This window comes from Pantoea sp. F_5 (genome assembly GCF_008631595.1).
GTDB classification, from domain to species: Bacteria; Pseudomonadota; Gammaproteobacteria; order Enterobacterales; family Enterobacteriaceae; genus Pantoea; species Pantoea gossypiicola.
Window position 1 is genome coordinate 12927 of the sequence record NZ_VWUO01000016.1, and the last position, 24021, is coordinate 36947.

The following is a 24021-nucleotide window of genomic DNA, read 5'->3' on the forward strand; positions in this document are numbered from 1 at the left end:
GAGGAGAATATGGACACCAGAAACACATCGTCTGAACACCCAAAGAAACATTTCTGGAACAGGAAGCCCAAAGAGCTGACTGTTGACGACATTACCGTGATTGATAACGACATGCTGAAGCGCGCAGTTGGCGCAGCGGCGCTCGGTAATGCGATGGAATGGTTCGACTTTGGCGTATACAGCTATCTTGCCGTCATCATCGGCAAAGTCTTTTTCCCGGATGCCAACAACGCGGTGCAGCTGATCGCTACCTTTGGTACGTTTGCCGCCGCCTTCCTGGTGCGTCCGATTGGCGGTCTGGTGTTTGGCCCGCTGGGTGACCGCATCGGCCGCCAGAAAGTGCTGGCGATGACGATGATCATGATGTCGATCGGGACATTCTGTATCGGGCTGATCCCAGCCTATTCGTCGATAGGGATTATGGCCCCGATTCTGCTGCTGGTAGCACGCCTGATTCAGGGCTTCTCGACCGGCGGTGAATATGGTGGCGCAGCGACCTTTATCGCAGAGTACTCCACCGACAAACGTCGTGGCTTTATGGGCAGCTTCCTGGAGTTCGGTACCATTGGCGGTTACCTGCTGGGTGCCAGCCTGGTGACGGTGATGACCACGGTGATGTCGAACGAGGCGATGATGTCCTGGGGCTGGCGCGTGCCGTTCTTTATTGCCGCGCCGCTGGGTCTGTTCGGCCTCTATGTCCGTCTGAAGCTGGAAGAGACTCCGGCATTCCAGCAGCACATGGAAAAGCAGGAAGCGCTGGAACAGAGCAAACCGCGCCTGACGCTGATGCAGATGCTGAGCAAATATCGTGCGCCGATGCTGAAATGTATCGGTCTGGTGCTGCTGTTCAACGTCTCTAACTACATGCTGACCTCTTATATGCCGAGTTACCTCACCGGCGTGCTGGGACTCCCAGAGCTGAGTGGTCTGCTGCTGGTGATGGTGGCGATGTTCGTGATGATGCCGCTGACGCTGCTGTGGGGGCGCTGGACCGATCGCATTGGTCGTCGTCCGGTGATTGGCTTTGGTGCAGTAGGCCTGATCCTGCTCGCCATTCCGAGCTTTATGCTGATTGGTTCCGGTAACATGTGGGCGGTATTTGGCGGCCTGCTGATTCTGGGCGTGCTGCACACCTGCTTCAGCGGCACCATGCCTTCGACGCTGCCAGCGCTGTTTACGACGGATATTCGTTATAGCGCACTGGCTATCGGCTTTAATTTGTCGGTATCGCTGTTCGGCGGTACAACACCGCTGATTACCGCGTGGCTGGTGGATACCACCAAAAACAACATGATGCCCGCTTACTACATGATGGGCGCAGGCGTGATTGGCCTGCTGACTATCCTGACGGTACGTGAAACGGCGCGTCAGCCGCTGACCGGATCCTCACCTGCGGTAGCAACTAAAGCGGAAGCGCATCGACTGATCGACAAGCTGCGTAAACGGCAAAAGCCCGCCACGGCCGCGGCGAAATAACGCTTTTGACACCCTGCCCGGCAGGGTGTTTTTTTATCTGGCACCCGCACGCTCTACCCCCCCGCTTTCACTGCCCTGAAACGCGCGACTTTCACCCGATTGCCACACAGCGCCATGCTTCACCAGCGGCGGCGATGTGCTTTAGTGCGATCGCAAAACCACAGAGCGGTCGGAATGTTTAATGTTTACAGACGCGGACGCTGCTGAACTCTTCCGGCGTCAGCAGCGTTGCAGCCTGTCCTGCAACCTGTCCCGGTTGCTGCCTCACACGATCCTTTCTTTGTTCCGCCAGGCGCAATAACCAGCCTGCCAGCGCGATAATCCGCAGGCAGTGGTGGAGATACTCGATAGCGGCCACTTCGCGCTGGAGACCTATACCGATCACATAGCGGTGCGCCTCCGAGAGATCTTCAACGGCAACTGCCCCGCTGTACGCAGAGACAGGCCACTGCCTCTGCAAACTTAACGCTTATTCGTTGCTGAAGCGGCCGACCGTGCTGGCTGCGCCCAGGGCGTGACCTTTCAGCTGTGCCACCAGCTCTGCCTGGGTTAACCCGGCCTTAAGCTGGCCGACCGGCAAATCGGTGGCGATCAGCACAAAGTTATAGTGATGCAGGCCGCTGCCTTTGGGTGGACAAGGCCCGTAATAGTGCAGTGTCCCGGGTGTATTTTTTCCGCCGGTATAATCGTTGCCCTCTGTCAGCGCGCCCTGCCGGAACGACGAACGGCTGGCCGGAATGTTATAGGCCACCATATGTGTCACGCCCAGCCCTTTAGCCCCGACCGGATCGGTCATCAGCAGGACCAGACTGCGGGTGCCCGCCGGAGTCGCAGACCAGTTGAGTTCGGGAGAGATATTCTCACCGGTGCAGGAAGGATTACTTTTATTGGCACCGGCAAACTTTTTATCCAGTAGGGCATTATCGCTGAAATCCTGTGATTGCAGCGTAAACACCGACGCCGCCAGCGTGGTTAATGGCAAAACGGCAAGCACCGTTGCGCAGAGTAATTTTTTCACCAGCCACTCCTTATCAGGTTAGTTCCGGATGGATTGCATCACTGCCTGCTTACTATAACGGCTTTAATACGATTAGCCCGGCTGACAGCCCGTTTAAACATTGCGGAACGGCAAATCTATGATCGCTGTCGCGCTGGCTGAAGACGCTGACGCGTTGCCCTGAGACGCATTACCCGATATAAGTTAACGCCTGCGGCTGATTTTTCGCCTGAAACCCCGTCACTGTCACCAACAAGTGGACACTATGCAGATCGAAGATCTCCGGATTTACATCGCCGTGATACATGCTGGCAACTTCACTGCAGCCGCTGAGCAGCTGATGCTATCGAAACAGTATGTCAGCCGCCGCATGGCCGCGCTGGAAGCGTCATTAGGCGTACGTCTGCTGATACGCAACACCCGTAAGCTGTCAGTGACGGATGCAGGACAACTTTTTGCGCAGCATGCTCAGCGCATTCTGGATGAGATTCAGGAAGCAGAACTGGCGGTGTCGGAGCAGCATCAGGCGCTGCGCGGCACCTTCCGTATCAATCTGCCGATGTCGTTTGGCATGAGTCATCTTTCACCACTCATCGCTGAATTCCTGAGCCATCATCCGGCACTGCAGTTTCAGATAGAGCTGGCCGATCGCTATGTTGATGTAATTGGCGAAGGCGTCGATATGGCGATTCGCATCGGCACCCTGGCCGATTCCACGCTGATTGCCCGCCCGCTGGGTGAGCTGAAGCGGGTAATCTGCTGCAGTCCAGGTTATCTGCAGCGGGCCGGCACGCCGCAGCAGCCCGAAGAGTTGCTGCAACACGCCTGCCTGCGCTACGGACGGGAAGGTCAGAATGGCTGGGAACTGCAGGTTAATGGCAAAGCGAAATGGCTGGCGGTTCAGGGCCCCATGGTGAGTAACAATGGCGAAGTACTGCGTGATGCCGCACTGGCGGGACTCGGACTGGTCTTGCTACCCGCTTTTATCGTAGAGACAGCCCTGCAAAGGGGTGAACTGGTGACGGTGCTGGACGGCTGCCAGCCGCCACCGCTCTCCCTGAATGCGGTTTACCCACAGCACCGCCAGCGCAGCGAAGTTAACCGTCAGTTACTGGCCTTTTTACAGACGCGTTTAGCGCCGTGATTGAGCTAGAGCGTTTGTAATGCCGCAAACACGCTGGCGACTGCAACCGCCCCGGGATCGGGCACGCCATTCAGGTTCGCGCTATTGAGATAAGATGATCGGCCCGCCTTTGCTTTTCCCATGCTGGCGGTTGCATCGCTGCCCCGCTGCGCCGCATCTGCTGCGGCTGCCAGCGATTTGCCCGCCACCAGTGCCTCAATCGCGGGCTGGAGCGCATCAATCAGTGTGCGATCGCCCGGTTTAGCCCCGCCATACTGCTTCATTTTTTCCAGACCCTGCTGTAAAGCGACCGGTAAGACATCCCCTTCCGACAGGTGCTGCGCCGCGGCGGTGAAGAAGATAGCCATCAACACGCCGCTGGAACCACCCATCACCGTGGCCAGTCGCTCACCCGTTACCGCGAGCAGGTCGGGCAGAACATTCAGCGGCAGCTGGTTATCGGCGCATTCACGCTGGATCTGACGCGCGCCAGCAGCAAAGGTCGATCCGGTATCCCCGTCACCCACCTGCGCATCGAGTTTGTTCAGCTCGCTTTCACTGGCGATCAGCGTTTCACAGATGCGGTTCACAAAGACAGCGACCGCCGGGTTTTCGGAGGGTTGCACCGGATGCGCTGTCGCCTCCCGGGTTGCGTTAACCGGCTGCAGCGAGGTGATCTCAACCGCCGGAACCCAGCCGGTCACTTCGACCGGGGCGCAGATTGCCGCTTCGAACAGCGGCGTCAGCGTCATGCAGGTGACAGAAAAGCCTTTCATGTCCAGCGCGGTCATCAGCGGTGCCGGGCCAATCAGATAACGGCTTCCCCGGCTGAGCGGCGACTCAATCAGATCACGTGTGACCAGACTCATCTCCAGCGCCGACATTCCACCAAGGTTATTCACCAGCAGCGCACAGGGCTGATCCTTGCCTGGCATCACCTTCTCCAGCAGATGCTGCACAATCTGCTGACTGTTCTGAGTCGGCATGACGTCAACGCCCGGCTCGCCGTGAATCCCCAGCCCCATTTCCACACTACCGTCGGGCACCCGCTGGCCGGTCTGTTCATCCGGCAGATGACAGCTGGAAAGCGCTACCCCCATGGTGGCGATAGCACGACTGGCGGTCTCTGCGGCCTCAGTTACCGCCGCCAGATCATCACCCCGCTCGGCGACAAAGCCTGCCACTTTATGCACCAGCAACGTGCCTGCCACGCCGCGTGGCTGAGGATTATCCGGTAACGCCACATCGTCACCGACAATCACCATATTGACACTGAACCCTGCATTGCGGGCCTTTTCAGCCGCCAGCCCAAAGTTGAGACGATCGCCGGTGTAGTTTTTCACAATCAGCAGACAGCCCGCGTCACCGGTAAGGTTGATGATGGCGTTATAAACCGCATCAACGCTGGGTGAGGCAAACACATCACCACAGACGGCCGCCGTCAGCATTCCTTTACCAATAAAGCCGACGTGCGCCGGTTCATGGCCGGAACCGCCACCGGAGATCAGTGCGACCTGCTGTTTTTTCCAGTCCCTGCGCATCACGATGCGAATGTGGGGATCGACCTGCAGCCGCACCAGATTGCGCCACGGACTGGCGTAAATCATGCCATCCAGCGCGTTGTCGACGAGTTCATCCTTTTTATTCATTACGAATCGGGTCATGTCTTCATTCCTCATGGGCGGACAGGTATGTGATAAAGAAGTGTTGCACACAACTGACGATGGGCATAATCCACCGCCTCTCACCGCGACCCCATCAGACGAAAGCTCTGCCTGAATGAAATGCGCGCAGCACTCTTTACTAATTCATTGATTTTTATCAAATGTCCTTACCTTAAACTGAGAGGTTATGCGCAGAACCTGAAAAGCGGATAACGGATCGTAGAAAACCATTTGTTAACAGAGGATGTTTTGATGACTCAACGTATGATTCTGAATGAAACCGCCTGGTTTGGTGCTGGCGCATTGCGTCATTTGCCTGAAGAGGTAAAGCGTCGCGGGATGCGTAAAGCGCTTATTGTCACTGACAAAGCGCTGGTTGCGGCCGGTGCGCTGAAGCGGGTTACTGACCTGCTGGAACAGCATCAGCTTGACTGGGCGGTCTATGATGAGGTCGTGCCGAATCCGACTATCCGGGTCGTGCAGCAGGGCGTTGCTATGTTCAGGGAATCAGGTGCTGATTACCTCATTGCCATCGGCGGTGGTTCACCGCAGGACACCAGCAAAGCCATCGGCATTATTATCAACAACCCTGAATTCGAAGATGTTCGCAGTCTGGAAGGCGTCAGCCCAACCCGTCATCCGTGCGTGCCTATCATTGCTATACCGACCACGGCAGGTACCGCGGCAGAAGTCACCATTAACTATGTCATCACCGACGAAGAGAATCGTCGCAAGTTTGTCTGCGTCGATCCGCATGACATTCCAAAAGTGGCGATTATTGATGCGGAGATGATGGCGAGCATGCCCGCCTCGCTGAAAGCGGCCACCGGTATTGATGCCCTGACTCACGCGATTGAAGGGTACATTACGCGCGGTGCCTGGCCCCTGACTGACATGCTGCACCTCAAAGCCATTGAAATTATCAGCCAGTCGCTGCGCGAATCGGTGGCCGGAAATATTGCTGCTGTTGAGCAGATGGCGCTGGGGCAGTATGTGGCCGGTATGGGCTTCTCCAATGTCGGACTCGGTCTGGTGCATGGTATGGCGCATCCGCTGGGTGCCTTTTACAACGTGCCGCACGGCGTGGCGAACGCCATTCTGCTGCCACAGGTGATGGCGTGGAATGCCCCGTCAACAGGCGAAAAATATCGCGATATTGCCCGTGCGATGGGTGTGAAACAAGTGGACACGCTGACGCTGGATCAGGCGCGGGAAGCGGCTGTCGCTGCGGTTCGTCAGCTCTGCCGCGATGTGGGTATTCCGCGTTCGCTGCGCGAGGTCGGCTTACAGGAGGCGGATATCCCTGCACTGGCGCAGGCGGCGCTGGATGACGTCTGCACCGGCGGTAACCCCCGGACGCCCGATCTGGAAGCGGTGATGGCGCTCTATCGTCAGAGTTAAAACGCGTACGCTGTGTAGTTATGCACTGCCATCTCTGGCCCGCCCCTACCCTGGCGGGTTTTTTACGTCAGGGTAACAGTCAGTCAGCAATTATTCGCCAGAGGTTGTTCAGAGAGGATCGCGGCATCAGCAAAGGTTCGACCCGTATTTTACGGCACGGTTTCAGCCTGAAATCGCCCGCTATCATCATGGATGTCAGAGCGTAAATCAGCCGCACTGACCGATAATTTCTTTAGATGCTAAACTCTGATTCGCTTGATCTGGATCACAAAAATCCGCATCATGCGCAGCGAAAACCCTAATGACGCTGCGGAGATATCAATGACACTGTACCAGGGTATGCTAATTTTCTATGCCGTTGTTGCACTGGTCGCGACGCTGATCACTTTCTTCATCGCCAAAGATAAGCTGAGCATCAAACTGCTGAGTGCCTTTCTGGTGGGTGCCACCTGGCCGATGAGTTTTCCTGTTGCGCTGATGTTCGCGCTGTTCTAATTGACAATATCCCCTTAGCGACCACACTCAGGTAAGACGTCCCTGACCTGCCAACCGCCGATCACCGACGTGACCTTGCTCATAATGGTTAAAAAGGAGCGGATATGCGCGTAGTGAGTGTGATGATTCTGGTTTCTCTTCTGAGTGCCTGTAGTGCCCCGTGGCACGCTGAAAAACCGGTTCCCGCGGCCGAAACCCGGCAGCAGACCTGCCAGCCCGGCTCTAATCCCAGCCAGAACGATTGCGGTCACTTCCCCGAGCCTGAGTTTCACTAATCAGCGATACAGCGAGCACTGCGGCGAGATCGCATTTACGCTATTTCATCACATAACAAGGCTTTACAGGCCGCTAACCGGTCAGTAAAGTAGCGCCCAGACATCAATTCTGATGCGTAAGCGTTAACGTCAACCAACGCCCCCGCAGCACTGCTGCATGTGATGATCCCTGCCATGATGCCTGTACAACAGCAAGCTAAACCCCTCGCTGCGTTTTCCAGCGCCAGCTTTTTTTTGTTCGTCCTGCTGCTGACCGCAGCGAATCTTCGGGCACCGATTACCGCCGTCGGCCCGGTGCTGCAGGATATCCGCCAGACTTTTGGCCTCAGCGCCAGCGAAGCAGGCCTGTTTAACTTTATTCCACTGATGCTGTTTGCCCTGCTCGCCCCCCCTGCCGCCTGGCTGGGGAATCGGGTCGGGCTGGAACGCAGTTTGTGGGGCGCACTGTGCCTGATCACTGCCGGTTCACTGTTGCGCTGGTTGCCTGCTGAAGCGGCATTATGGAGCGGAACGCTGCTGCTGAGCGCAGGTATTGCCGCCGCCAACGTACTGCTGCCGCCGCTGATTAAGCGCGATTTCACCGCCCATACCGCCAGATACATTGGCCTTTATGCCGCCACCATGTCGATTACCGCCAGCCTCGCGTCTGGCATTGCCGTGCCGCTGAGCCAGCTCACAACGGCGGGCTGGCGACTCTCACTGGTTGTCTGGGCGCTGCCGGGACTGGTTGCGCTCCTCACCTGGCTGCCGCTTTTACGGCAGCGGCAGTCATCCTTAGCGCCGACTGATGCACCTGTTGCATATCGTCATGCGTGGCGCTCAGCCGGTGGCTGGCAAATCGCCCTGTTTATGGCACTGCAATCGCTGGCATTTTATACCCTGATCGACTGGTTTGCCGTGTTTGCTCAGGATAATGGCTTCACTCAGGCGCAGGCTGGCTGGCTGCTGTTCTGGTATCAGGCAATTGCAATCGTTGCTAACCTGGGCTGCATGGTGGTCCTGAAGCGGGTAAAAGATGCCCGGCTCACCGCATTCATTGCTTCCTCGGGTATTTTCCTCGGTATGTCAGGTCTGCTGCTTAATCCGCAATGGGCGTTGATCTGGCTGACACTGGCCGGACTGGGTGCCGGAGCGTCACTGGTGCTCTGCCTCTCGCTGTTTAATCTGCGCGCCACACATCACCGTCAGGCCTCACAACTTTCAGGCATGGCGCAATGTGTGGGCTACGCGCTGGCAGCCCTGGGACCGCTGTTTTTTGGCGTGCTCCATGAACAAAGCGGTAACTGGACGCTGCCCTTCAGCGTGCTGGCACTGCTGAGCCTGTTACAGATGGCATTGGCTCCGCTGGCAGCACAGTCAAAACCTATCAGCTGAAACTGCCGATCAGCGACTCATTACAGATGACTGGCGGGCGCAAATGCCTGGCGCATTGCCGGTCAGCGAAAACCGACGGGAGAAAGGTGCCGTGTCTGAACTGAATAATGCTCTGCTACAGGAGGTACTGGATCAGGTGCGTCCGCTGGTCCATCAGGGAAAAGTCGCTGACTATATTCCCGCACTGGCCGATGTCGCGGCCGACAATCTGGCCATTGCCGTTTGCCTGCGTGACGGCACCCTCTTTCAGGCGGGCGATGCGGAGACACGCTTTTCGATTCAGTCGATATCTAAAGCGCTCTCGCTGACCGTGGCGCTGACCCGCTATGACGACAGTGAAATCTGGCAGCGGGTGGGAAAAGAGCCATCAGGCCAGCCATTTAATTCCTTGGTGCAGTTGGAACTGGAACAGGGCAAGCCGCGTAATCCGTTTATTAATGCCGGGGCGCTGGTAATCTGCGATCTTCTGGAAACCCGCCTGACTGCGCCGCGCCAGCGAATGCTGGAAATTGTGCGCCAGCTGAGCCAGCAGCCCGATATCAATTATGATCGCCACGTTGCCCGCTCTGAGTTTGAACATTCTGCCCGCAATGCCGCGATCGCCTGGCTGATGAAGTCGTTTGGTAATTTCGATAATGATGTCACCAGCGTCATGCAGACCTATTTCCACTATTGCTCTCTATCGATGAACTGCGTTGAACTGGCGCGCACCTTCGTCTATCTGGCTAATCAGGGTAAAACACTGGATGGCAGCCAGATGATTACACCGCGTCAGGCACGGCAGATTAACGCACTGATGATCACCAGCGGGATGTATGATGGCGCAGGCGAATTCGCGTGGCGGGTCGGGATGCCTGCGAAGTCGGGCGTAGGTGGCGGAATTATTGCCGTCATCCCTGGCGAGATGAGCATTGCCGTCTGGTCACCCGGGCTGGATAGCGCAGGTAATTCGCTGGCGGGCACCGCTGTGCTCGAATTGCTGACGGAAAAGCTGGGGCGCTCGATATTCTGACTCTGAGCGCAAATAACAGGCTCGCCGTGATGAAAAGCGATGGAGTTCCCATGATTCCGGCAAGCTGATTTGATATTTTCAGTGCAGTACGCTGGCGATTTGAGTCGTCAGCGTTAATCAGCGCGCAAAAAATTCTTAGTGCGAAAGCTGTGGCAGCTCATCTTCTGTCAGACCGGTCATCTGCATGACGGTATTGCAATCCATCCCACTCTTTAGCATGGTGCGGGCAATTCTGAGTTGCATGCTTTTCCTTCCTTGTTGAAGACCGATCTCTTTACCTTCGATGCGACCTTGTGCAATGCCTTTCTCAAGCCCTATCTGCTCAAGCTGTTGTGCGATAGTCATAAGTGCGTTCTCGTGTTGGGGCACACGCTGTGCCAGCTCCTGTACAAAGGTTTTAGCGTTTGATACTTCGCCCGCCTGCACAATGTAGTTTACCAATGATATCACCTGCGATGAAGAGTGTTCGCCTGCCATCAAAATGGATACCAGCCTGTCCATCAGTTCTGCCAGATCCCGCTGCCGGATATGTTTCTGCAACAGGGTCAGTGCCGCCATGCTGCGGTGTTGCATGATCTCATCGCCAGGAATCGTCGTGACATCGACCAGCGGAAAACTGTGGCTGTAAAGCCTGTCCGCCAGCAACGGGTCGTCGAACTCATCCAGCCACCGGGTCGAATAAGGATAGGGAGAGCGTCTGCCCACGTAAAACAGTATGGGTATCACCAGCGGCAATCTCTTATGCCCAGCGTCAAGATGGCGCTGCATGGCAGCCACTGCATAGCGCATCAGCCGAAATGCCATATGTTTGTCAGGTGATGACTGATGCTCAATGAGTACATGGATATATCCATTGCCAGCGGTAGTTTTAAGACTGTAAAGCACATCGCTAAAGTATTGCCGAAGGTCATCCTCGACAAACGACCCCGACTCCAGCTTCAATGTGCTGAGATCACAGCGTTCGCACAACTCTGGCGGCAGGTGCAGCGCCAGGAAATCCCGGGCAATATCTGGCTGAGTCAGAAATTGCCGGAATGTCGCATCATGAGGCGTGTGCGTGCTGTTGTTCTTTTTCACTGACCAGAATCCTTTCTGTTCCTGAAGCGCTGATAACGGCTGATTCAGCCAGTAAAAGGCGCTAAATCCTGTAGCGCGCGAACGTTTAAAGTACGGATGGAAATAACGCAATGAATACTCTGATGATTGAACCCCGTAAAACACTTTTCCTGAATTCTACGAGGTTGCTCTGAATATCAACGCATTGCGGGCCTTAAAAAGCCATTCAACCCGGCTCAGCTCACCACATTAATCGGCTCACCCTGAATAAAGGCCGCGATATTGGCCATCACGCCACTCACCAGGTTTTCAACACCGCTGCGGCTCGCCCAGGCAATGTGCGGCGTCAGCAGCAGATTGGGCAAATCTGCCAGCAGCGGATTATCTGCAGAGGGGGGTTCGCTGCTCAGGACATCCAGCGCCGCGCCGCCAATCAGCCCCTGCTTTAATACCTCAGCAAGATCGGCCTCGTTAATGAGTCCGCCACGCGCGGTGTTAATCAGCAGCGCATGCGGTTTCATTTTCTCCAGTGCATCACGGTCAATCATCTGTCGGGTGCTGTCACTCAATGGGCAGTGCAGCGAAATAATATCGCTGGTGGCCAGCATCTGCTCAAAGCTGACATAGCCCTCACGCACGCTGTCGCTGCCTTTGCGCTCCGCGTACTGCACCTTCATTCCCAGCGCCTGGGCCAGACTGCCGACCGCCTGACCAATATTACCTCTGCCCGCGATACCCAGCGTGGCACCGCCAATATCCCCTATCGGCTGACGATGCAGACAGAAGTGCTGTGCCTGCGGCCAGTCGATGCGGGTGTTAACGGCATAGGCCATTATCTGACGACGCAGGGCGAAAATGGCGGCGATCACCGCCTCCGACACGCTCTGGGTAGAGTAGCCGGGCACATTACTGACCACGATGCCGCGCTCACGGCACGCGTTGAGGTCAACACAGTCATAACCCGTCGCCGCAACACAGATAAAGCGCAGTTCGGGCAGCTGCGCCAGGGTGTCGGCGCGCAACGGCACCTTATTGGTAATCGCAACCGTCGCGCCCGTAAGCGAAGAGACAATGTCACTGACCGGAGTCTGCGTGCGAATCTCCCAGTCAGCCTGTTGTTGCCGGGTCGGCAGAGAGACAGGCAGCGTATCACCATCCAGCATTACAATTTTCATCTTCATTCCTTTATGGGTTCGGTTCAATGCAACCGACTCATCAATGTTATTTGTATGTATTTAACGAGTAACATCTAAGTTAAATGATGCTGAAATTAAAGTGAATATGTTCAAAGAGTGCGAATTTTTTCGGAACAGATGCCACTTTATTTAACCCTTTTATCCCCTTCGCGTTACACTGCCGCCCGGAACTCTTACCCCTTGCGCCCGTTAAATCATGCAGAAATCTTCACTCAGACATCGACTCACTGCCGGTATTGCGATACTGGCCGTGCTGCTGCTGTTTGTTGCCCCGATGATTTCAAAGAATCTGGCTGAGCATCACGCCACAATGCAGCGCGTCTCCGCTATGAGCGCAGAGATGCCAATGATGCATCATCACAGCGAGATGATGTCGATGGCGGACCATGGGATGATGATCGATCCTGGTTTCGCCTGTGGTTACTGCGATTTGCTGGTGCATGTGCCGCTGATGCTCTGGGTGTTTGTCCCGTTCATCTGGTGGATGCGTCTGATCAGCCGCGCACCGCCGCCCTCTGCGATTCATCCGCCTCCGTGGCGATGGATGCTGCGTCTCCACCGACCACGAGCACCGCCCACTTTCACGTCACACTCACTGCTTTCTGATTCGATTGCGTGACAACGTCACACAATCGCCTTTGTCTTTTGAAAAGTGTGGAATGCTATGTCCTCTTCTCAGGAAATTATCCCTGCACAGCGCGGCACGCTCTTAAACTTGTTTCGCCGCCTGCATTTTTATATTGGCCTGTTTATCGCGCCATTTATTTTTGTCGCCGCGCTCACCGGCACACTCTACGTTCTGACACCGCAGCTGGAACAGGCAATCTACCACGACGCCCTGACCACCGATGCACAGGGACAGGCACAGCCGTTGTCAGCCCAGATTGCCGCCGCACGTGCGCGAGCGGGTGAGTCAGCACGTATCTATGCCGTGCGTCCCGCCCCGGGTCCGCAGGATACAACCCGCGTGCAGTTTGCTGAGCCTCAGCTTGGCCCATCGGAATCGCGATCGCTGTTTATCGATCCCTACACGCTGCAGGTGAAAGGCGATATGACGGTGTATGGCACCAGTGGTGTACTGCCGCTGCGCATGTGGCTGGATCAGCTGCATCGCGGCCTGCTGCTGGGCGATTTTGGCCGTAACTACAGCGAGCTGGCAGCCTCATGGCTGTGGGTCGCTGCGCTGGGCGGCATCGTCTTATGGTCCGGTACCCGGCCACCCCGTACCCGTAAGAAAGTGCGCAGCGGATTTGCGGCAACGCGTCACTGGCACGTTACGCTGGGTCTGCTGCTGGCTATCGGGCTGGTGTTCTTTTCGGTAACGGGACTGACCTGGTCACAGTGGGCAGGCAACAATATCGAAAAAATGCGCAGCGACTTTGGCTGGAAAACGCCGCAGGTTAATACCGCACTGAATGGTGACGCGCCCGCCGAAGCAGCCGATCCGCATGCTGACCATCGCGGTGCGATGATCGGCATGACGATGTCCGGCATGACCATGCCAGCCAGAACCGCCGTGCCAGTGGTTCCTAATCAACCAAATGCCCGCTGGGATCAGGCACTGGCAGCAGCACGTCAGGCCGGACTGCACGCCGCGAAACTGGAGCTGCGTCAGCCTAAGAACGCAGAACAGGCCTGGACAGTGTCGGAGATTGATCGCAGCTGGCCAAGCCAGGTCGATGCGGTTTCCATCAATCCGGCTGATTTCAGCGTGGTCGACCGCGTTGAATTCGCCAGCTTTCCGCTGGTGGCAAAACTGACCCGCTGGGGCGTGGATGCGCATATGGGTGTACTGTTTGGTCTGCCTAACCAGCTGATACTGGCCCTGTTCGGCTTTGGACTCTGTGCGATGATAGTGCTGGGCTACCGCATGTGGTGGATTCGCCGCCCGGCGGTTCCCCAGCTCAGCCCATCGCAGACGCTGTTGTCCGCCTGGCTTGCACTGCCGCGTTATGCACAGGGTACCAGTCTGATAGTGATGCTGGCGCTGGGTTATGCGCTGCCTGTAATGGGCATCAGCCTGGTGGTGCTGATCCTGCTGGATATTCAGCGCTGGCGCAGCGCGCAGCGTGCGTCGGTCATTCGGGAAGACATTGCGCCAGATAAGCAGTCGCCATTGGCTATCGTCCAGTCACGCTTTGCCGGAAAGCGCAAAGAGATGCGCTATTTTCTTCGTAGCGTCACGGTACTGGCGCTGATTGTGATTTCAGTGATGGCGAATGCGATGATTGGCGGGGTGATTGACCAGTATCAGATCCCCTTCAGCCACTGGTCACTGACCATGTATATCACTCAGGCGATGATGATCCTGCTCTACTCCACGGTCTTTACCGGACTGTTGTCGATCCCACTCTGGTATTTCTTCCTGGGTGAGAGCGACGAACAGGGTAAATAAGCAGATGACACATTGCGTGACTATTTATTCAAAATAACTGACGAAGCCGGGCAAATCATCCGGCTTTTCATTCTGCGCGTGAGGTCTATGATCGTTGTTATGCCCTCCTCTATCTGAGAACTCATCATGAACATTGTGCGAGCTAATTCTGAACAACTCTTTGAGTACGGTCCTTTTACCGTTCGTCGTCAGCGACCTGGCGAGTCGCTTAGTCCGTTGCTCACTATTGACCTGATGTCGCTAAAACTGGATGCCCGGATCCCGATGCAGCAGCATCAGGATGAAGAAGTGTTCACATACTTATGGCGCGGTTCAATGCAGCATCAGGACAGCAACGGCGAACGTACCCAGCTCTCTGCGAAAAAGGTGATGGTGGTGAATGCCGGTGAGGGTGTTCAGTACGAAGAGTCAGTGCCGCTGTATGAAGCGGAGCTGTTGCAGGCCGTTATCCGGCCATCACAGCCGGGCGGTGAAGCGATGACTCAGGTGCTGGAGCGCGATCAGGGCATCATGACTAACGGCTGGACCGAACTGGCCGGGCCGGAAGAGTCTGACGCCCCGCTGGAACTGCGCCAGGAAGTCTACATCTACGATACGCTGCTGGAGCGTAATCAGACGGTTGACGTGCCCTCGATGCCGGGCTTTGTGGCTTATCTGACCGTGCTGGAGGGAATTATTCGGATTGGCGATCAGCGACTCCGTCGCGGCGATGCGGTGAGCGGGCTGGATAGCAGCATGGAGATCACGGGCGATCGGGATGCCAATCTGGTCTGCTTCCTGGTTAAGCCTGACAATGTTGCATAACAAAGCGCGGGATAATCCCGCGCTTTACTTTTGATGGGCGTTTTAACGCGTTTTACGTTGCTGCATCGCCTGAACACGTTTATAGGCATGATCAAACTGACGGACATCGTCGCGTAGCCAGTGGCGTTGCGTCAGCGGTGCATCATCCAGCGCCTGCGGCAGCGGCACGCCCGCCAGCGATCCCCGGCAGCAAAAGGCACGCGCCAGCGTTGGCGTAGCGATGCCAATGTAGCGGGCAAACTCAGGTAAGGTCATCAGTGCTGTGCTCATATTCCACCTCCTGTTAACAAAATATTCCCTGCATTTTCAGCCCAAATCTTTAATGCTTTTATTGATCTGAAACAGAGATGTGGTACTAATCTTCTGCCTGCTGATGAGATAGCTCGCCTCGCCTGCCGTAAAACGAAAAGAAGTGAGGAACCCGTGCGCCATTATGGATTGATGATTGCCCTGCTGTTTTCCGGCTTTACAGCTGCTCATACCCTGACACCCGGTCAGCCTGTCCCGTCGGTTTACGTTGCTGACAAAGGCGAGATGGTGCTGAACCAGGGCGACATCAATTATCAGCGCTGGAACAGTCAGACACTGACCGGAAAAGTGCGTCTGGTGATTCATGTGGCAGGCCGGCTATCCGCGAAAGATCAGAGTGAACCCCTAATCAAAGCCATTCAGCAGGCCCAACTGCCGCGCGACCGCTTCCAGACTACCACCATTGTCAATACCGACGATGCCCTGCCCGGCAGTGCCATTTTTGTGGTGCGCAGCATCGCCTCCAGCAAAAAAGCAGCACCCTGGCAGCAATTTATTATCGACAGCAGTGGCGTCACTGCCCATAGCTGGCATCTTCAGCCGGAAAGCGCGTCCGTCGTGGTGATTGATCCGCAAGGGATTGTGCGCTTCGCTAAAGATGGCGCATTATCGGATGAGGATGTCACCCGCGTGATGAAAGCGCTGCGCGCATTGCTGGGCTGATTCAGGCAAGATAGTGATCAGGATGACGCGCCAAAAGGCGGAATGCTGCTGAATTCGCCGACATTTTTATCGTTGTGAGCTACGCTTAGTTGTAATGAATTTACCCGCCGTTCTTTGAAAACCTGCCAACTATGCTGTGGCAGTCGGGGACGATTATTGAAGATGGCATCGAATCATTTCGACCTGCTGTGACTTCCTCTGTAGATAAGGACAGCCATGATGACGGTCTGTGCAGAACAACACGTCAGTTTCAGCCACAATGATGCAGCCAGCCTGTTGAGCGACATTGAGCAACGGCTTGATCAGCTTTTACCGGTTGAGAGTGAGCGTGATTTAGTCGGCGCGGCAATGCGCGAGGGGGCGCTGGCACCGGGAAAGCGTATCCGCCCGCTGCTGCTGCTGCTGGCCGCGCGCGATCTCGGCTGTAGCGCCACCCCTGCCGGGCTGCTCGATCTCGCCTGCGCGGTTGAGATGGTGCACGCCGCCTCCCTGATTCTGGATGACATGCCCTGTATGGATGATGCGCAGCTGCGTCGTGGACGTCCGACCATTCACTGCCAGTATGGAGAACATGTCGCGATTCTGGCCGCAGTGGCGCTGCTGAGTAAAGCTTTTGGCGTGGTTGCCATGGCAGAAGGCTTAACGGCAGCCGCCAGAGCCGATGCGGTCGCGGAGCTATCCCACGCTGTCGGCATGCAGGGTCTGGTGCAGGGTCAGTTCAAGGATCTTTCAGAAGGCGACAAGCCACGCAGTGCCGACGCCATTCTCATGACCAACCATTACAAAACCAGCACCCTGTTCTGCGCCTCTATGCAGATGGCCTCTATTGTGGCGGAAACGCCAAAAGAAGCGCGCGAACAGCTGCACCGCTTTTCGCTTAATCTCGGTCAGGCTTTTCAGTTGCTGGACGATCTCACCGATGGCATGGCGGATACCGGCAAAGATGCGCATCAGGATGACGGGAAATCGACGCTGGTCAATCTGCTGGGGCCACAGGCGGTTGAAACGCGACTGCGCGATCACCTGCGCTGTGCCAGCGAGCATCTGCTCTCGGCCTGCCAGGACGGTTATGCCACTCACCATTTTGTTCAGGCCTGGTTTGAGAAAAAACTCGCTGCCGTCAGTTAAGGATGCTGCATGAGCCACTTCGCGGTCATTGCACCGCCCTTCTATAGCCATGTGCAGGCTCTTTCGCATCTGAGCCAGGCCTTAATCGCACGCGGACACCAGATTACCTTTCTCCAGCAGACGGATGTCAGCGCACTACTGACTGACAGCCGGATAGGGTTTTTCCCGCTGGGTCTCGCCTCGCATCCGGCAGGCAGTCTGGTGCATACCCTGCAGCTGGCGGCGCATCCACTTGGCCCGTCGATGCTTAAGTTAATCAACGAGATGGCGCGCAGCACAGAGATGCTCTGTCGTGAACTGCCGGTGGTGCTGAAGACGCTGGCGATTGATGGCGTGATCGTCGATCAGATGGAGCCAGCCGGTGCACTGGCGGCAGAGTCTCTGAACCTGCCTTACGTCTCTGTGGCCTGTGCGCTGCCACTTAACCGTGAACCCGATTTCCCGCTGGCCGTGATGCCGTTTGACTATGCCAACACCGATCAGGCACGCGAACGCTATCGCGCCAGTGAAAAAATATATGACTGGCTGATGCGCCGTCACGATCGCGTTATCGCCCGCAACGCCCATGCGATGGGATTAGCACCACGGGAAAAGCTGCATCACTGCTTTTCACCCCTGGCGCAGATCAGCCAGTTGATGCCGGAACTCGATTTTCCCCGCCAGGCCCTGCCCGATCATTTTCATTCTGTCGGTCCGCTGCGTACAGCGGCAACAGCGCCTGCCGTGTCGCAACCACGTTACTTTCCGCATGGCGACAGACCACGCATTTTCGCGTCACTCGGTACGCTGCAGGGACATCGTTACGGCCTGTTTAAAACCATTGTTCGCGCCTGCCATGAGATCGACGCACAGTTGCTGCTGGCACACTGCGGTCGTCTGTCACCGTTTCAGGCGGAAAAACTGGCGCAGTCCAGCCATGTTCAGGTGGTCGATTTTGCCGATCAGGCTGCCGCACTGGCGCAGGCCGATCTGGCGATAACGCACGGCGGCATGAATACGGTGCTGGATGCTGTTAACCATCTGACGCCTCTGCTTGCGATTCCACTGGCCTTTGACCAGCCGGGCGTCGCGGCCAGAGTGGTCTGGCACGGTATAGGACGTCGCGCGTCACGCTTCACGACCAGCCACGCAATGGCCCGTCAGCTTCAGACTTTACTGGCTGATAGAAGCTACGGCCAGCAGATGAAAACGCTGCGCACGGCGCTCTGTCAGGCGGGCGGCACCATGCTCGCAGCGGATATTGTCGAGCAGGCAATGCAGACCCGCAAGCCGGTACTCCACAGGAGAGATTATGCCGCGGTATGATCTGATTCTGGTAGGCGCGGGGCTGGCTAACGGCTTAATCGCCCTGCGTTTGCGCCAGCAGCGTCCGTCACTGCGTATGCTGCTGCTCGACGCCGACAGTGAGCCTGGCGCGCATCATACCTGGTCGTTTCATGCGGACGATCTCAATGATACGCAGCATCACTGGATTGCTCCGCTGGTGGTTCATCACTGGCCCGGTTATGAGGTTCGCTTTCCACACCGCAGGCGCAGTCTGAACAGTGGCTATTTTTGTGTGACCGCAGAGCGTTTTGCACAGGTAATTCGCGATCGGTTTGCGCCGGATCTACTGCTGAATACCCGCGTGGCGAGCATAGCTTCACGCTCAGTCACGCTGGAGGATGGTCGGGTGCTGGAAACGGATGCGGTGATCGATGGACGCGGCTATCAGCCCGATGGTGCGCTGCGCATGGGCTTCCAGGCGTTTGTGGGTCAGGAGTGGCAGCTCAGTGCGCCCCACGGCCTGACCGCGCCGATTATTATGGACGCGACCGTGGATCAGCAGTCAGGCTATCGCTTTGTCTACAGCCTGCCCTTTTCGGCGGATACGCTGCTGATTGAAGATACCCACTATATTGATAACGCCACGCTGGAAGGCGATCGCGCCCGTCAGAACATCCGTGACTATGCCGCTCAACAGGGCTGGCAGTTAAAGCAACTGTTGCGTGAAGAACAGGGCGCGTTGCCGATTACGCTGACCGGCGACGTGGACGCCTTCTGGCAGAAACGCGATTTGCCCTGCAGCGGTCTGCGTGCCGGGTTATTCCATCCTACAACCGGCTATTCGCTGCCACTGGCGGTCGCGCTCGCTGACCGGCTGGCGCAGATGCAGTCGTTCACCTCTGAAACCCTGCACGCGACCATTCAACAGTTTGCCAGTCATACCTGGCAGCAGCAGCGCTTCTTCCGCATGCTGAACCGGATGCTGTTTCTGGCGGGTCCGGCAGACCAGCGCTGGCAGGTTATGCAACGATTTTACGGCCTTCCCGAAGGTCTGATTGCCCGTTTTTATGCGGGAAAACTCACTGTGTCTGATCGGCTGCGCATCTTAAGCGGCAAGCCGCCGGTTCCCGTACTGGCTGCGCTACAGGCTATTATGACTCCTCACCGTCAACAGGCGATGCAATGAACAGAACGACAGTAATTGGTGCAGGCTTTGGTGGTCTGGCGCTGGCCATTCGCCTTCAGGCGTCAGGGATCCCTACGCGACTGCTTGAGCAGCGTGATAAGCCCGGCGGCCGCGCCTATGTTTACGAAGATCAGGGCTTTACCTTTGATGCCGGCCCCACCGTGATTACGGATCCCAGCGCTATTGAAGAGCTGTTCACTCTGGCAGGTAAAAAGCTCTCTGACTATGTCGAACTGCTGCCGGTGAAGCCGTTTTATCGACTCTGCTGGGAGTCCGGCAAGGTCTTCAGTTATGACAACGATCAGCCCGCGCTGGAAGCGCAAATCAGCGCTTTTAATCCGCGTGATGTAGAAGGCTATCGTCGCTTTCTGGCCTATTCCCGTGCGGTGTTTGCGGAAGGTTATCTGAAGCTTGGGACCGTGCCGTTTCTGTCGTTCCGTGACATGCTGCGCGCCGCACCTCAGCTGGCAAAACTGCAGGCGTGGCGCAGCGTCTACAGCAAAGTGGCGAGCTATATTGAAGATGAGCATCTGCGTCAGGCGTTCTCATTCCACTCGCTTCTGGTAGGCGGGAATCCGTTTGCCACCTCATCAATCTATACCCTGATTCATGCGCTGGAACGTGAGTGGGGCGTCTGGTTCCCGCGTGGCGGCACGGGCGCACTGGTACAGGGCATGGTAAAACTGTTCGAGGATCTGGGTGGCGAAGTGGAACTGAATGCCAGCGTTGCGCGGCTGGAGACGCAGGAAAATAACATCACCGCCGTGCATCTGGAAGATGGCCGGGTATTCCCGACCCGCGCGGTCGCCTCTAATGCGGATGTGGTTCATACCTACCGCGAACTGCTGAGTCAGCATCCCGCCTCTGTGGTAAAGGGAAAATCCCTGCAGAACAAGCGCATGAGTAACTCGCTGTTTGTACTCTATTTTGGCCTGAATCATCATCACGATCAGCTCGCGCACCACACAGTCTGCTTTGGTCCGCGCTATCGTGAATTGATTGATGAGATCTTTAACAAAGACGCCCTGGCAGAGGACTTCTCGCTTTACCTCCACGCACCCTGCGTGACCGATCCATCACTGGCACCCCCTGGCTGCGGCAGTTATTACGTGCTGGCACCGGTGCCGCACCTCGGCACCGCCGATATCGACTGGACCGTGGAAGGTCCGCGCCTGCGCGATCGCATCTTCGACTATCTGGAACAGCACTACATGCCAGGCCTGCGCAGCCAGCTGGTGACGCACCGCATGTTCACGCCGTTTGATTTCCGCGATGAATTGAATGCGTATCAGGGCTCGGCGTTTTCGGTCGAGCCGATTCTGACGCAAAGCGCCTGGTTCCGGCCCCATAACCGCGACAAGACCATCAATAATCTCTACCTGGTCGGCGCGGGTACCCATCCTGGCGCGGGCATCCCAGGGGTGATTGGTTCGGCCAAGGCCACCGCAGGATTGATGCTGGAGGATCTGGCTTGAATAGTCCGTCACTGCTCGATCATGCCGTTGAAACCATGGAAGTCGGCTCTAAAAGCTTTGCCACGGCGTCAAAACTGTTTGATGCCAAAACCCGACGCAGTGTGCTGATGCTCTACTCGTGGTGTCGTCATTGTGATGATGTGATTGACGATCAGGTGCTGGGATTCAGCAATGATACGCCGTCACTGCAATCCGCCGAACAGCGCCTGGCACAGCTGGAGATGAAAACCCGCCAGGCCTATGCCGGATCGCAGATGCATGAGCCCGCCTTTGCCGCCTTCCAGGAGGTGGCGATGGCGCACGATATTCTGCCTGCTTACGCTTTTGATCACCTGGCAGGCTTTGCGATGGATGTCCATGAGACCCGCTATCAGACGCTGGATGATACGCTGCGCTACTGCTATCACGTGGCGGGCGTGGTGGGCCTGATGATGGCGCAGATTATGGGCGTGCGCGACAACGCGACGCTGGATCGCGCCTGCGATCTTGGTCTGGCGTTTCAGCTGACGAATATTGCACGCGATATCATTGAAGATGCTGAGGCGGGACGCTGTTATCTGCCCGCTGAGTGGCTGACAGAAGAGGGGCTGACGCGAGAGACGCTGGCGGACCCGCGCCATCGCAGGGCCCTCAGCCGCGTTGCCCGCCGACTGGTGGAGACGGCAGAACCTTATTATCGATCGGCATCGGCGGGGTTGCCCGGTTTACCGCTGCGTTCGGCGTGGGCCATTGCGACGGCAAAACAGGTTTATCGTAAGATCGGTATGAAAGTAGTAGAAGCAGGTGCACAGGCGTGGGATCAACGTCAGTCCACCAGCACGCCAGAGAAACTGGCCATGCTGGTGGCGGCATCCGGTCAGGCGGTTACTTCCCGGATGGCGCGTCCTGCTCCGCGCCCTGCTTATCTCTGGCAGCGCCCCGTTTAACGCCGTGGCGTTCCCTGAGCGTCGCCTGCAGTTTTGACAGCGGCGGCGCATAGAGAAAACCAAACGAGACACAGTCCTCTTTACCCCGTACCGCATGATGCAGGCGGTGCGCCATATAGAGTCGGCGTAAATAACCCCGGCGCGGCACATAGCGAAATGGCCAGCGCTGATGGACCAGCCCGTCATGCACGATAAAATAGAGCAGACCGTAAAGCGTCATCCCTGCACCGATCCACTGCAGCGGCCAGATGCCTGTGCTGCCCAGATAAATAAGTAAAATCGACAGGCCCGCGAACACCACTGCATAGAGGTCGTTAACCTCGAACCAGCCCTTATGTGGCTCATGATGTGACAGGTGCCAGCCCCAACCCCAGCCATGCATGATGTATTTGTGTGCCAGCGCAGCCGTTATCTCCATGCCGATAACGGTGACCAGAACAATCAGGGCATTCCAAATCCACAACATAGCTTCTCCCGAACATGCATCCTGCAAAGTGGTACAGAGGGATAATTTTAACAGAGATTAGGAAAAACCGCGGGTCATGGTTAGCGGGTTTTAACGATTGCTGCAGGAGACGCGCCGGATAGCGATGCTAAGCAGGGGAAATGTGCAGGGTAGAAGAGACATGCAGCCAGCATCACGCGACATTAGCCGGTGATGCACAGCCTGTGCCTGTTAATTATAAACGAGATTGAACGTCACCGTGCCGTCCGCTTTTCCCGCCATCACTTGCTCGTCAGTCTGAATATATTGCGCGTTAAACGCCATCGACGCCGCCTGATTGGGAGAAGAGACTGTCGTCAGCACCGGTAGTTGGTCGGTCGAGACATTCAGCGGCACGCGCTGACCTTCCGGAACCTGCAGACCCGGCCCATAAGTCAGAGCAATGCCCACACCGGACGCTGAGTTGCTCTGCGGCGTCAGGCTGATGGCATCTTTATCGCCTGGTGTCGCCATGCCAAAGAAGCCTATTTTCACTGCGGCGCTGTGCTCACACATCACCTGAATCTGGAAGCTCTTCTCGCTTCCTGCCCGGCTGCCGATACCGGTGAACTCCGCCTTACTCACCTTCCCCATGTCCACATTAATAGCGGACTGGGGGGTGACCACAGAACAACTGCCATACTGTACGGTAAAGCTGGAGAGGAAAATTTGCGGCTTGTCATTGATTGGCTGGCTGCTGGCAGCGCTGTCCCCGACCTTCAGGCTGGCATTGCCAACGTTCACCTCTCCGACAGATGCAGGTTGATCGCCAGGATTCAGCGGCGAGCGCTGTCCGGGAATTTTATAGAACACTACGTAGGACTGAAGGGTGATGTCGTGGGCAGAATTGAACTGTGGGCTGGTCTGGGAGTTACAGATCGAGCTGGTTTTGCCCTTTCCCGTGGTATCAGCGAAACTGCCACCGCAATAAGACGGCTCCTTGAAACCAATAGCGAATCCGATACTCTCAACGCCTGGAACACGGTATATTGGCGTATTGTGTCCGCCCGCAATGTTGGTCTGCAAGCCGGACTCTTCAGCGTTAATCTGAAACCCCATGTCTTTGTAGTTATAGCCCTGCTCACCGCTGTTTTTATTACAGGTAAAGGCATTGGTGCTCTGCAAAGGCATCTGCGCCGAGATCGGCGTGCCATCAGCCGCGCCCGGCACATAGTTGACGTTATGCACCTGAACCACCACCTGACTGACGCCCTGACAGGACTCCTGTCCCAATGCAGGTAAAACACACAAGGTCGGGATAAACAGCATCATCCCTTTCGCTAAACGCAGAACTGATTTCATCTTACATTCCTGTG

The 24021-nt window shown here is 56.5% G+C and carries 24 protein-coding genes; 16 read left to right on the forward strand and 8 right to left on the reverse strand.

Going from position 1 to position 24021, the window contains the following annotated elements; translation table 11 throughout:
* Positions 1-9: 9 nt before the first annotated feature.
* Positions 10-1476, forward strand: a complete 1467-nt coding sequence (proP, locus tag F3I44_RS18350) for a glycine betaine/L-proline transporter ProP (protein WP_150015493.1) — start codon at positions 10-12, stop codon at positions 1474-1476.
* 178 nt (positions 1477-1654) lie between these two features.
* On the opposite strand, the gene F3I44_RS24335 is transcribed toward proP, so the two are convergent.
* Positions 1655-1936, reverse strand: a complete 282-nt coding sequence (locus F3I44_RS24335) for a hypothetical protein (protein ID WP_370452867.1) — start codon at positions 1934-1936, stop codon at positions 1655-1657.
* Positions 1937-1945: 9 nt separating this feature from the next.
* Complete coding sequence (locus tag F3I44_RS18365) at positions 1946-2494, reverse strand: YbhB/YbcL family Raf kinase inhibitor-like protein (protein ID WP_150015494.1); 549 nt, start codon at positions 2492-2494, stop codon at positions 1946-1948.
* 244 nt (positions 2495-2738) lie between these two features.
* Here F3I44_RS18365 and F3I44_RS18370 point away from each other — a divergent pair, with 244 nt between their 5' ends.
* Complete coding sequence (locus F3I44_RS18370) at positions 2739-3617, forward strand: LysR family transcriptional regulator (RefSeq protein WP_150015495.1); 879 nt, start codon at positions 2739-2741, stop codon at positions 3615-3617.
* Positions 3618-3622: 5 nt separating this feature from the next.
* Here the strand turns inward: F3I44_RS18370 and F3I44_RS18375 are convergent, their stop codons facing one another.
* Positions 3623-5260 (reverse strand): dihydroxyacetone kinase subunit DhaK, encoded by a 1638-nt coding sequence (locus tag F3I44_RS18375; RefSeq protein WP_150015496.1) that lies wholly within the window; start codon positions 5258-5260, stop codon positions 3623-3625.
* A gap of 252 nt (positions 5261-5512) precedes the next feature.
* Here F3I44_RS18375 and fucO point away from each other — a divergent pair, with 252 nt between their 5' ends.
* From fucO to glsB, 5 genes are all read left to right on the forward strand, one after another.
* On the forward strand, positions 5513-6661 hold the full coding sequence (gene fucO, locus F3I44_RS18380; protein WP_150015497.1) for a lactaldehyde reductase: 1149 nt from the start codon (positions 5513-5515) through the stop codon (positions 6659-6661).
* A gap of 321 nt (positions 6662-6982) precedes the next feature.
* Entirely contained in the window at positions 6983-7156 is a 174-nt protein-coding gene (locus F3I44_RS18385; protein ID WP_008924737.1) for a GhoT/OrtT family toxin, read from the forward strand.
* A 104-nt stretch (positions 7157-7260) separates the two neighbouring features.
* The gene (locus F3I44_RS23780; RefSeq protein WP_013196156.1) at positions 7261-7431 is read left to right on the forward strand and encodes a hypothetical protein; all 171 of its coding nucleotides are present in this window, start codon (positions 7261-7263) and stop codon (positions 7429-7431) included.
* Between the two features lie 174 nt (positions 7432-7605).
* A complete protein-coding gene (locus tag F3I44_RS18390; protein ID WP_150015498.1) occupies positions 7606-8805 on the forward strand; it encodes an MFS transporter in 1200 nt (399 codons plus the stop codon).
* Positions 8806-8848: 43 nt separating this feature from the next.
* A complete protein-coding gene (gene glsB / locus F3I44_RS18395; RefSeq protein WP_150015499.1) occupies positions 8849-9817 on the forward strand; it encodes a glutaminase B in 969 nt (322 codons plus the stop codon).
* Between the two features lie 135 nt (positions 9818-9952).
* Here the strand turns inward: glsB and F3I44_RS18400 are convergent, their stop codons facing one another.
* Together F3I44_RS18400 and F3I44_RS18405 are read right to left on the reverse strand one after the other, a co-directional pair.
* Entirely contained in the window at positions 9953-10894 is a 942-nt protein-coding gene (locus tag F3I44_RS18400; protein ID WP_150015516.1) for an Rpn family recombination-promoting nuclease/putative transposase, read from the reverse strand.
* Between the two features lie 215 nt (positions 10895-11109).
* Positions 11110-12048, reverse strand: a complete 939-nt coding sequence (locus F3I44_RS18405; RefSeq protein ID WP_150015500.1) for a D-2-hydroxyacid dehydrogenase — start codon at positions 12046-12048, stop codon at positions 11110-11112.
* A 217-nt stretch (positions 12049-12265) separates the two neighbouring features.
* Between F3I44_RS18405 and F3I44_RS18410 the strand changes: the two genes are divergently transcribed.
* The 3 genes from F3I44_RS18410 to F3I44_RS18420 all read left to right on the forward strand — a co-directional run bounded on the left by F3I44_RS18410 (position 12266) and on the right by F3I44_RS18420 (position 15268).
* Positions 12266-12688: a DUF2946 domain-containing protein gene (locus F3I44_RS18410; protein WP_150015501.1), complete on the forward strand. Its 423-nt coding sequence runs from the start codon at positions 12266-12268 to the stop codon at positions 12686-12688.
* Positions 12689-12733: 45 nt separating this feature from the next.
* Entirely contained in the window at positions 12734-14464 is a 1731-nt protein-coding gene (locus tag F3I44_RS18415) for a DUF2534 family protein (RefSeq protein WP_150015502.1), read from the forward strand.
* Positions 14465-14590: 126 nt separating this feature from the next.
* Complete coding sequence (locus F3I44_RS18420; RefSeq protein WP_150015503.1) at positions 14591-15268, forward strand: pirin family protein; 678 nt, start codon at positions 14591-14593, stop codon at positions 15266-15268.
* Between the two features lie 42 nt (positions 15269-15310).
* Here the strand turns inward: F3I44_RS18420 and F3I44_RS18425 are convergent, their stop codons facing one another.
* Positions 15311-15538 carry a hypothetical protein gene (locus F3I44_RS18425; RefSeq protein ID WP_150015504.1) on the reverse strand — a complete coding sequence of 76 codons (228 nt, stop codon included), beginning with the start codon at positions 15536-15538 and terminating at the stop codon, positions 15311-15313.
* A 171-nt stretch (positions 15539-15709) separates the two neighbouring features.
* Here F3I44_RS18425 and F3I44_RS18430 point away from each other — a divergent pair, with 171 nt between their 5' ends.
* The 6 genes from F3I44_RS18430 (at position 15710) to crtB (ending at position 22221) form a co-directional block, all read left to right on the forward strand.
* Entirely contained in the window at positions 15710-16240 is a 531-nt protein-coding gene (locus F3I44_RS18430; protein WP_150015517.1) for a YtfJ family protein, read from the forward strand.
* Between the two features lie 219 nt (positions 16241-16459).
* Positions 16460-17368, forward strand: coding sequence for a polyprenyl synthetase family protein (locus F3I44_RS18435; protein WP_150015518.1), 909 nt, complete (start codon positions 16460-16462; stop codon positions 17366-17368).
* A 9-nt stretch (positions 17369-17377) separates the two neighbouring features.
* Entirely contained in the window at positions 17378-18673 is a 1296-nt protein-coding gene (locus F3I44_RS18440) for a glycosyltransferase (protein ID WP_150015505.1), read from the forward strand.
* A complete protein-coding gene (crtY, locus tag F3I44_RS18445; protein ID WP_150015506.1) occupies positions 18660-19820 on the forward strand; it encodes a lycopene beta-cyclase CrtY in 1161 nt (386 codons plus the stop codon). Before F3I44_RS18440 ends, crtY begins: the two co-directional genes overlap by 14 nt.
* Complete coding sequence (locus tag F3I44_RS18450) at positions 19817-21295, forward strand: phytoene desaturase (RefSeq protein WP_150015507.1); 1479 nt, start codon at positions 19817-19819, stop codon at positions 21293-21295. Before crtY ends, F3I44_RS18450 begins: the two co-directional genes overlap by 4 nt.
* Positions 21292-22221: a 15-cis-phytoene synthase CrtB gene (gene crtB / locus F3I44_RS18455; RefSeq protein WP_150015508.1), complete on the forward strand. Its 930-nt coding sequence runs from the start codon at positions 21292-21294 to the stop codon at positions 22219-22221. Before F3I44_RS18450 ends, crtB begins: the two co-directional genes overlap by 4 nt.
* Here crtB and F3I44_RS18460 read toward each other — a convergent pair.
* Together F3I44_RS18460 and F3I44_RS18465 are read right to left on the reverse strand one after the other, a co-directional pair.
* Positions 22160-22687 (reverse strand): sterol desaturase family protein, encoded by a 528-nt coding sequence (locus F3I44_RS18460; protein ID WP_150015509.1) that lies wholly within the window; start codon positions 22685-22687, stop codon positions 22160-22162. The genes crtB and F3I44_RS18460 overlap by 62 nt on opposite strands.
* 210 nt (positions 22688-22897) lie before the next feature.
* Complete coding sequence (locus F3I44_RS18465; RefSeq protein ID WP_150015510.1) at positions 22898-24007, reverse strand: fimbrial protein; 1110 nt, start codon at positions 24005-24007, stop codon at positions 22898-22900.
* Positions 24008-24021 lie beyond the last annotated feature (14 nt).

Coding starts and splice junctions, on each gene's coding strand:
- F3I44_RS18460 (WP_150015509.1), bottom strand. CDS start 22,687: ATGTTGTGGATTTGGAATGCCCTGATTGTTCTGGTCACCGTTATCGGC.
- proP (WP_150015493.1), top strand. CDS start 10: ATGGACACCAGAAACACATCGTCTGAACACCCAAAGAAACATTTCTGG.
- F3I44_RS18415 (WP_150015502.1), top strand. CDS start 12,734: ATGTCCTCTTCTCAGGAAATTATCCCTGCACAGCGCGGCACGCTCTTA.
- crtY (WP_150015506.1), top strand. CDS start 18,660: ATGCCGCGGTATGATCTGATTCTGGTAGGCGCGGGGCTGGCTAACGGC.
- F3I44_RS23780 (WP_013196156.1), top strand. CDS start 7,261: ATGCGCGTAGTGAGTGTGATGATTCTGGTTTCTCTTCTGAGTGCCTGT.
- F3I44_RS18440 (WP_150015505.1), top strand. CDS start 17,378: ATGAGCCACTTCGCGGTCATTGCACCGCCCTTCTATAGCCATGTGCAG.
- F3I44_RS18375 (WP_150015496.1), bottom strand. CDS start 5,260: ATGACCCGATTCGTAATGAATAAAAAGGATGAACTCGTCGACAACGCG.
- F3I44_RS18390 (WP_150015498.1), top strand. CDS start 7,606: ATGATGCCTGTACAACAGCAAGCTAAACCCCTCGCTGCGTTTTCCAGC.
- glsB (WP_150015499.1), top strand. CDS start 8,849: ATGCCTGGCGCATTGCCGGTCAGCGAAAACCGACGGGAGAAAGGTGCC.
- F3I44_RS18410 (WP_150015501.1), top strand. CDS start 12,266: ATGCAGAAATCTTCACTCAGACATCGACTCACTGCCGGTATTGCGATA.
- fucO (WP_150015497.1), top strand. CDS start 5,513: ATGACTCAACGTATGATTCTGAATGAAACCGCCTGGTTTGGTGCTGGC.
- F3I44_RS18450 (WP_150015507.1), top strand. CDS start 19,817: ATGAACAGAACGACAGTAATTGGTGCAGGCTTTGGTGGTCTGGCGCTG.
- F3I44_RS18430 (WP_150015517.1), top strand. CDS start 15,710: ATGATTGCCCTGCTGTTTTCCGGCTTTACAGCTGCTCATACCCTGACA.
- F3I44_RS18425 (WP_150015504.1), bottom strand. CDS start 15,538: ATGAGCACAGCACTGATGACCTTACCTGAGTTTGCCCGCTACATTGGC.
- F3I44_RS18385 (WP_008924737.1), top strand. CDS start 6,983: ATGACACTGTACCAGGGTATGCTAATTTTCTATGCCGTTGTTGCACTG.
- F3I44_RS18435 (WP_150015518.1), top strand. CDS start 16,460: ATGACGGTCTGTGCAGAACAACACGTCAGTTTCAGCCACAATGATGCA.
- F3I44_RS18370 (WP_150015495.1), top strand. CDS start 2,739: ATGCAGATCGAAGATCTCCGGATTTACATCGCCGTGATACATGCTGGC.
- F3I44_RS18465 (WP_150015510.1), bottom strand. CDS start 24,007: ATGAAATCAGTTCTGCGTTTAGCGAAAGGGATGATGCTGTTTATCCCG.
- F3I44_RS18420 (WP_150015503.1), top strand. CDS start 14,591: ATGAACATTGTGCGAGCTAATTCTGAACAACTCTTTGAGTACGGTCCT.
- F3I44_RS18405 (WP_150015500.1), bottom strand. CDS start 12,048: ATGAAAATTGTAATGCTGGATGGTGATACGCTGCCTGTCTCTCTGCCG.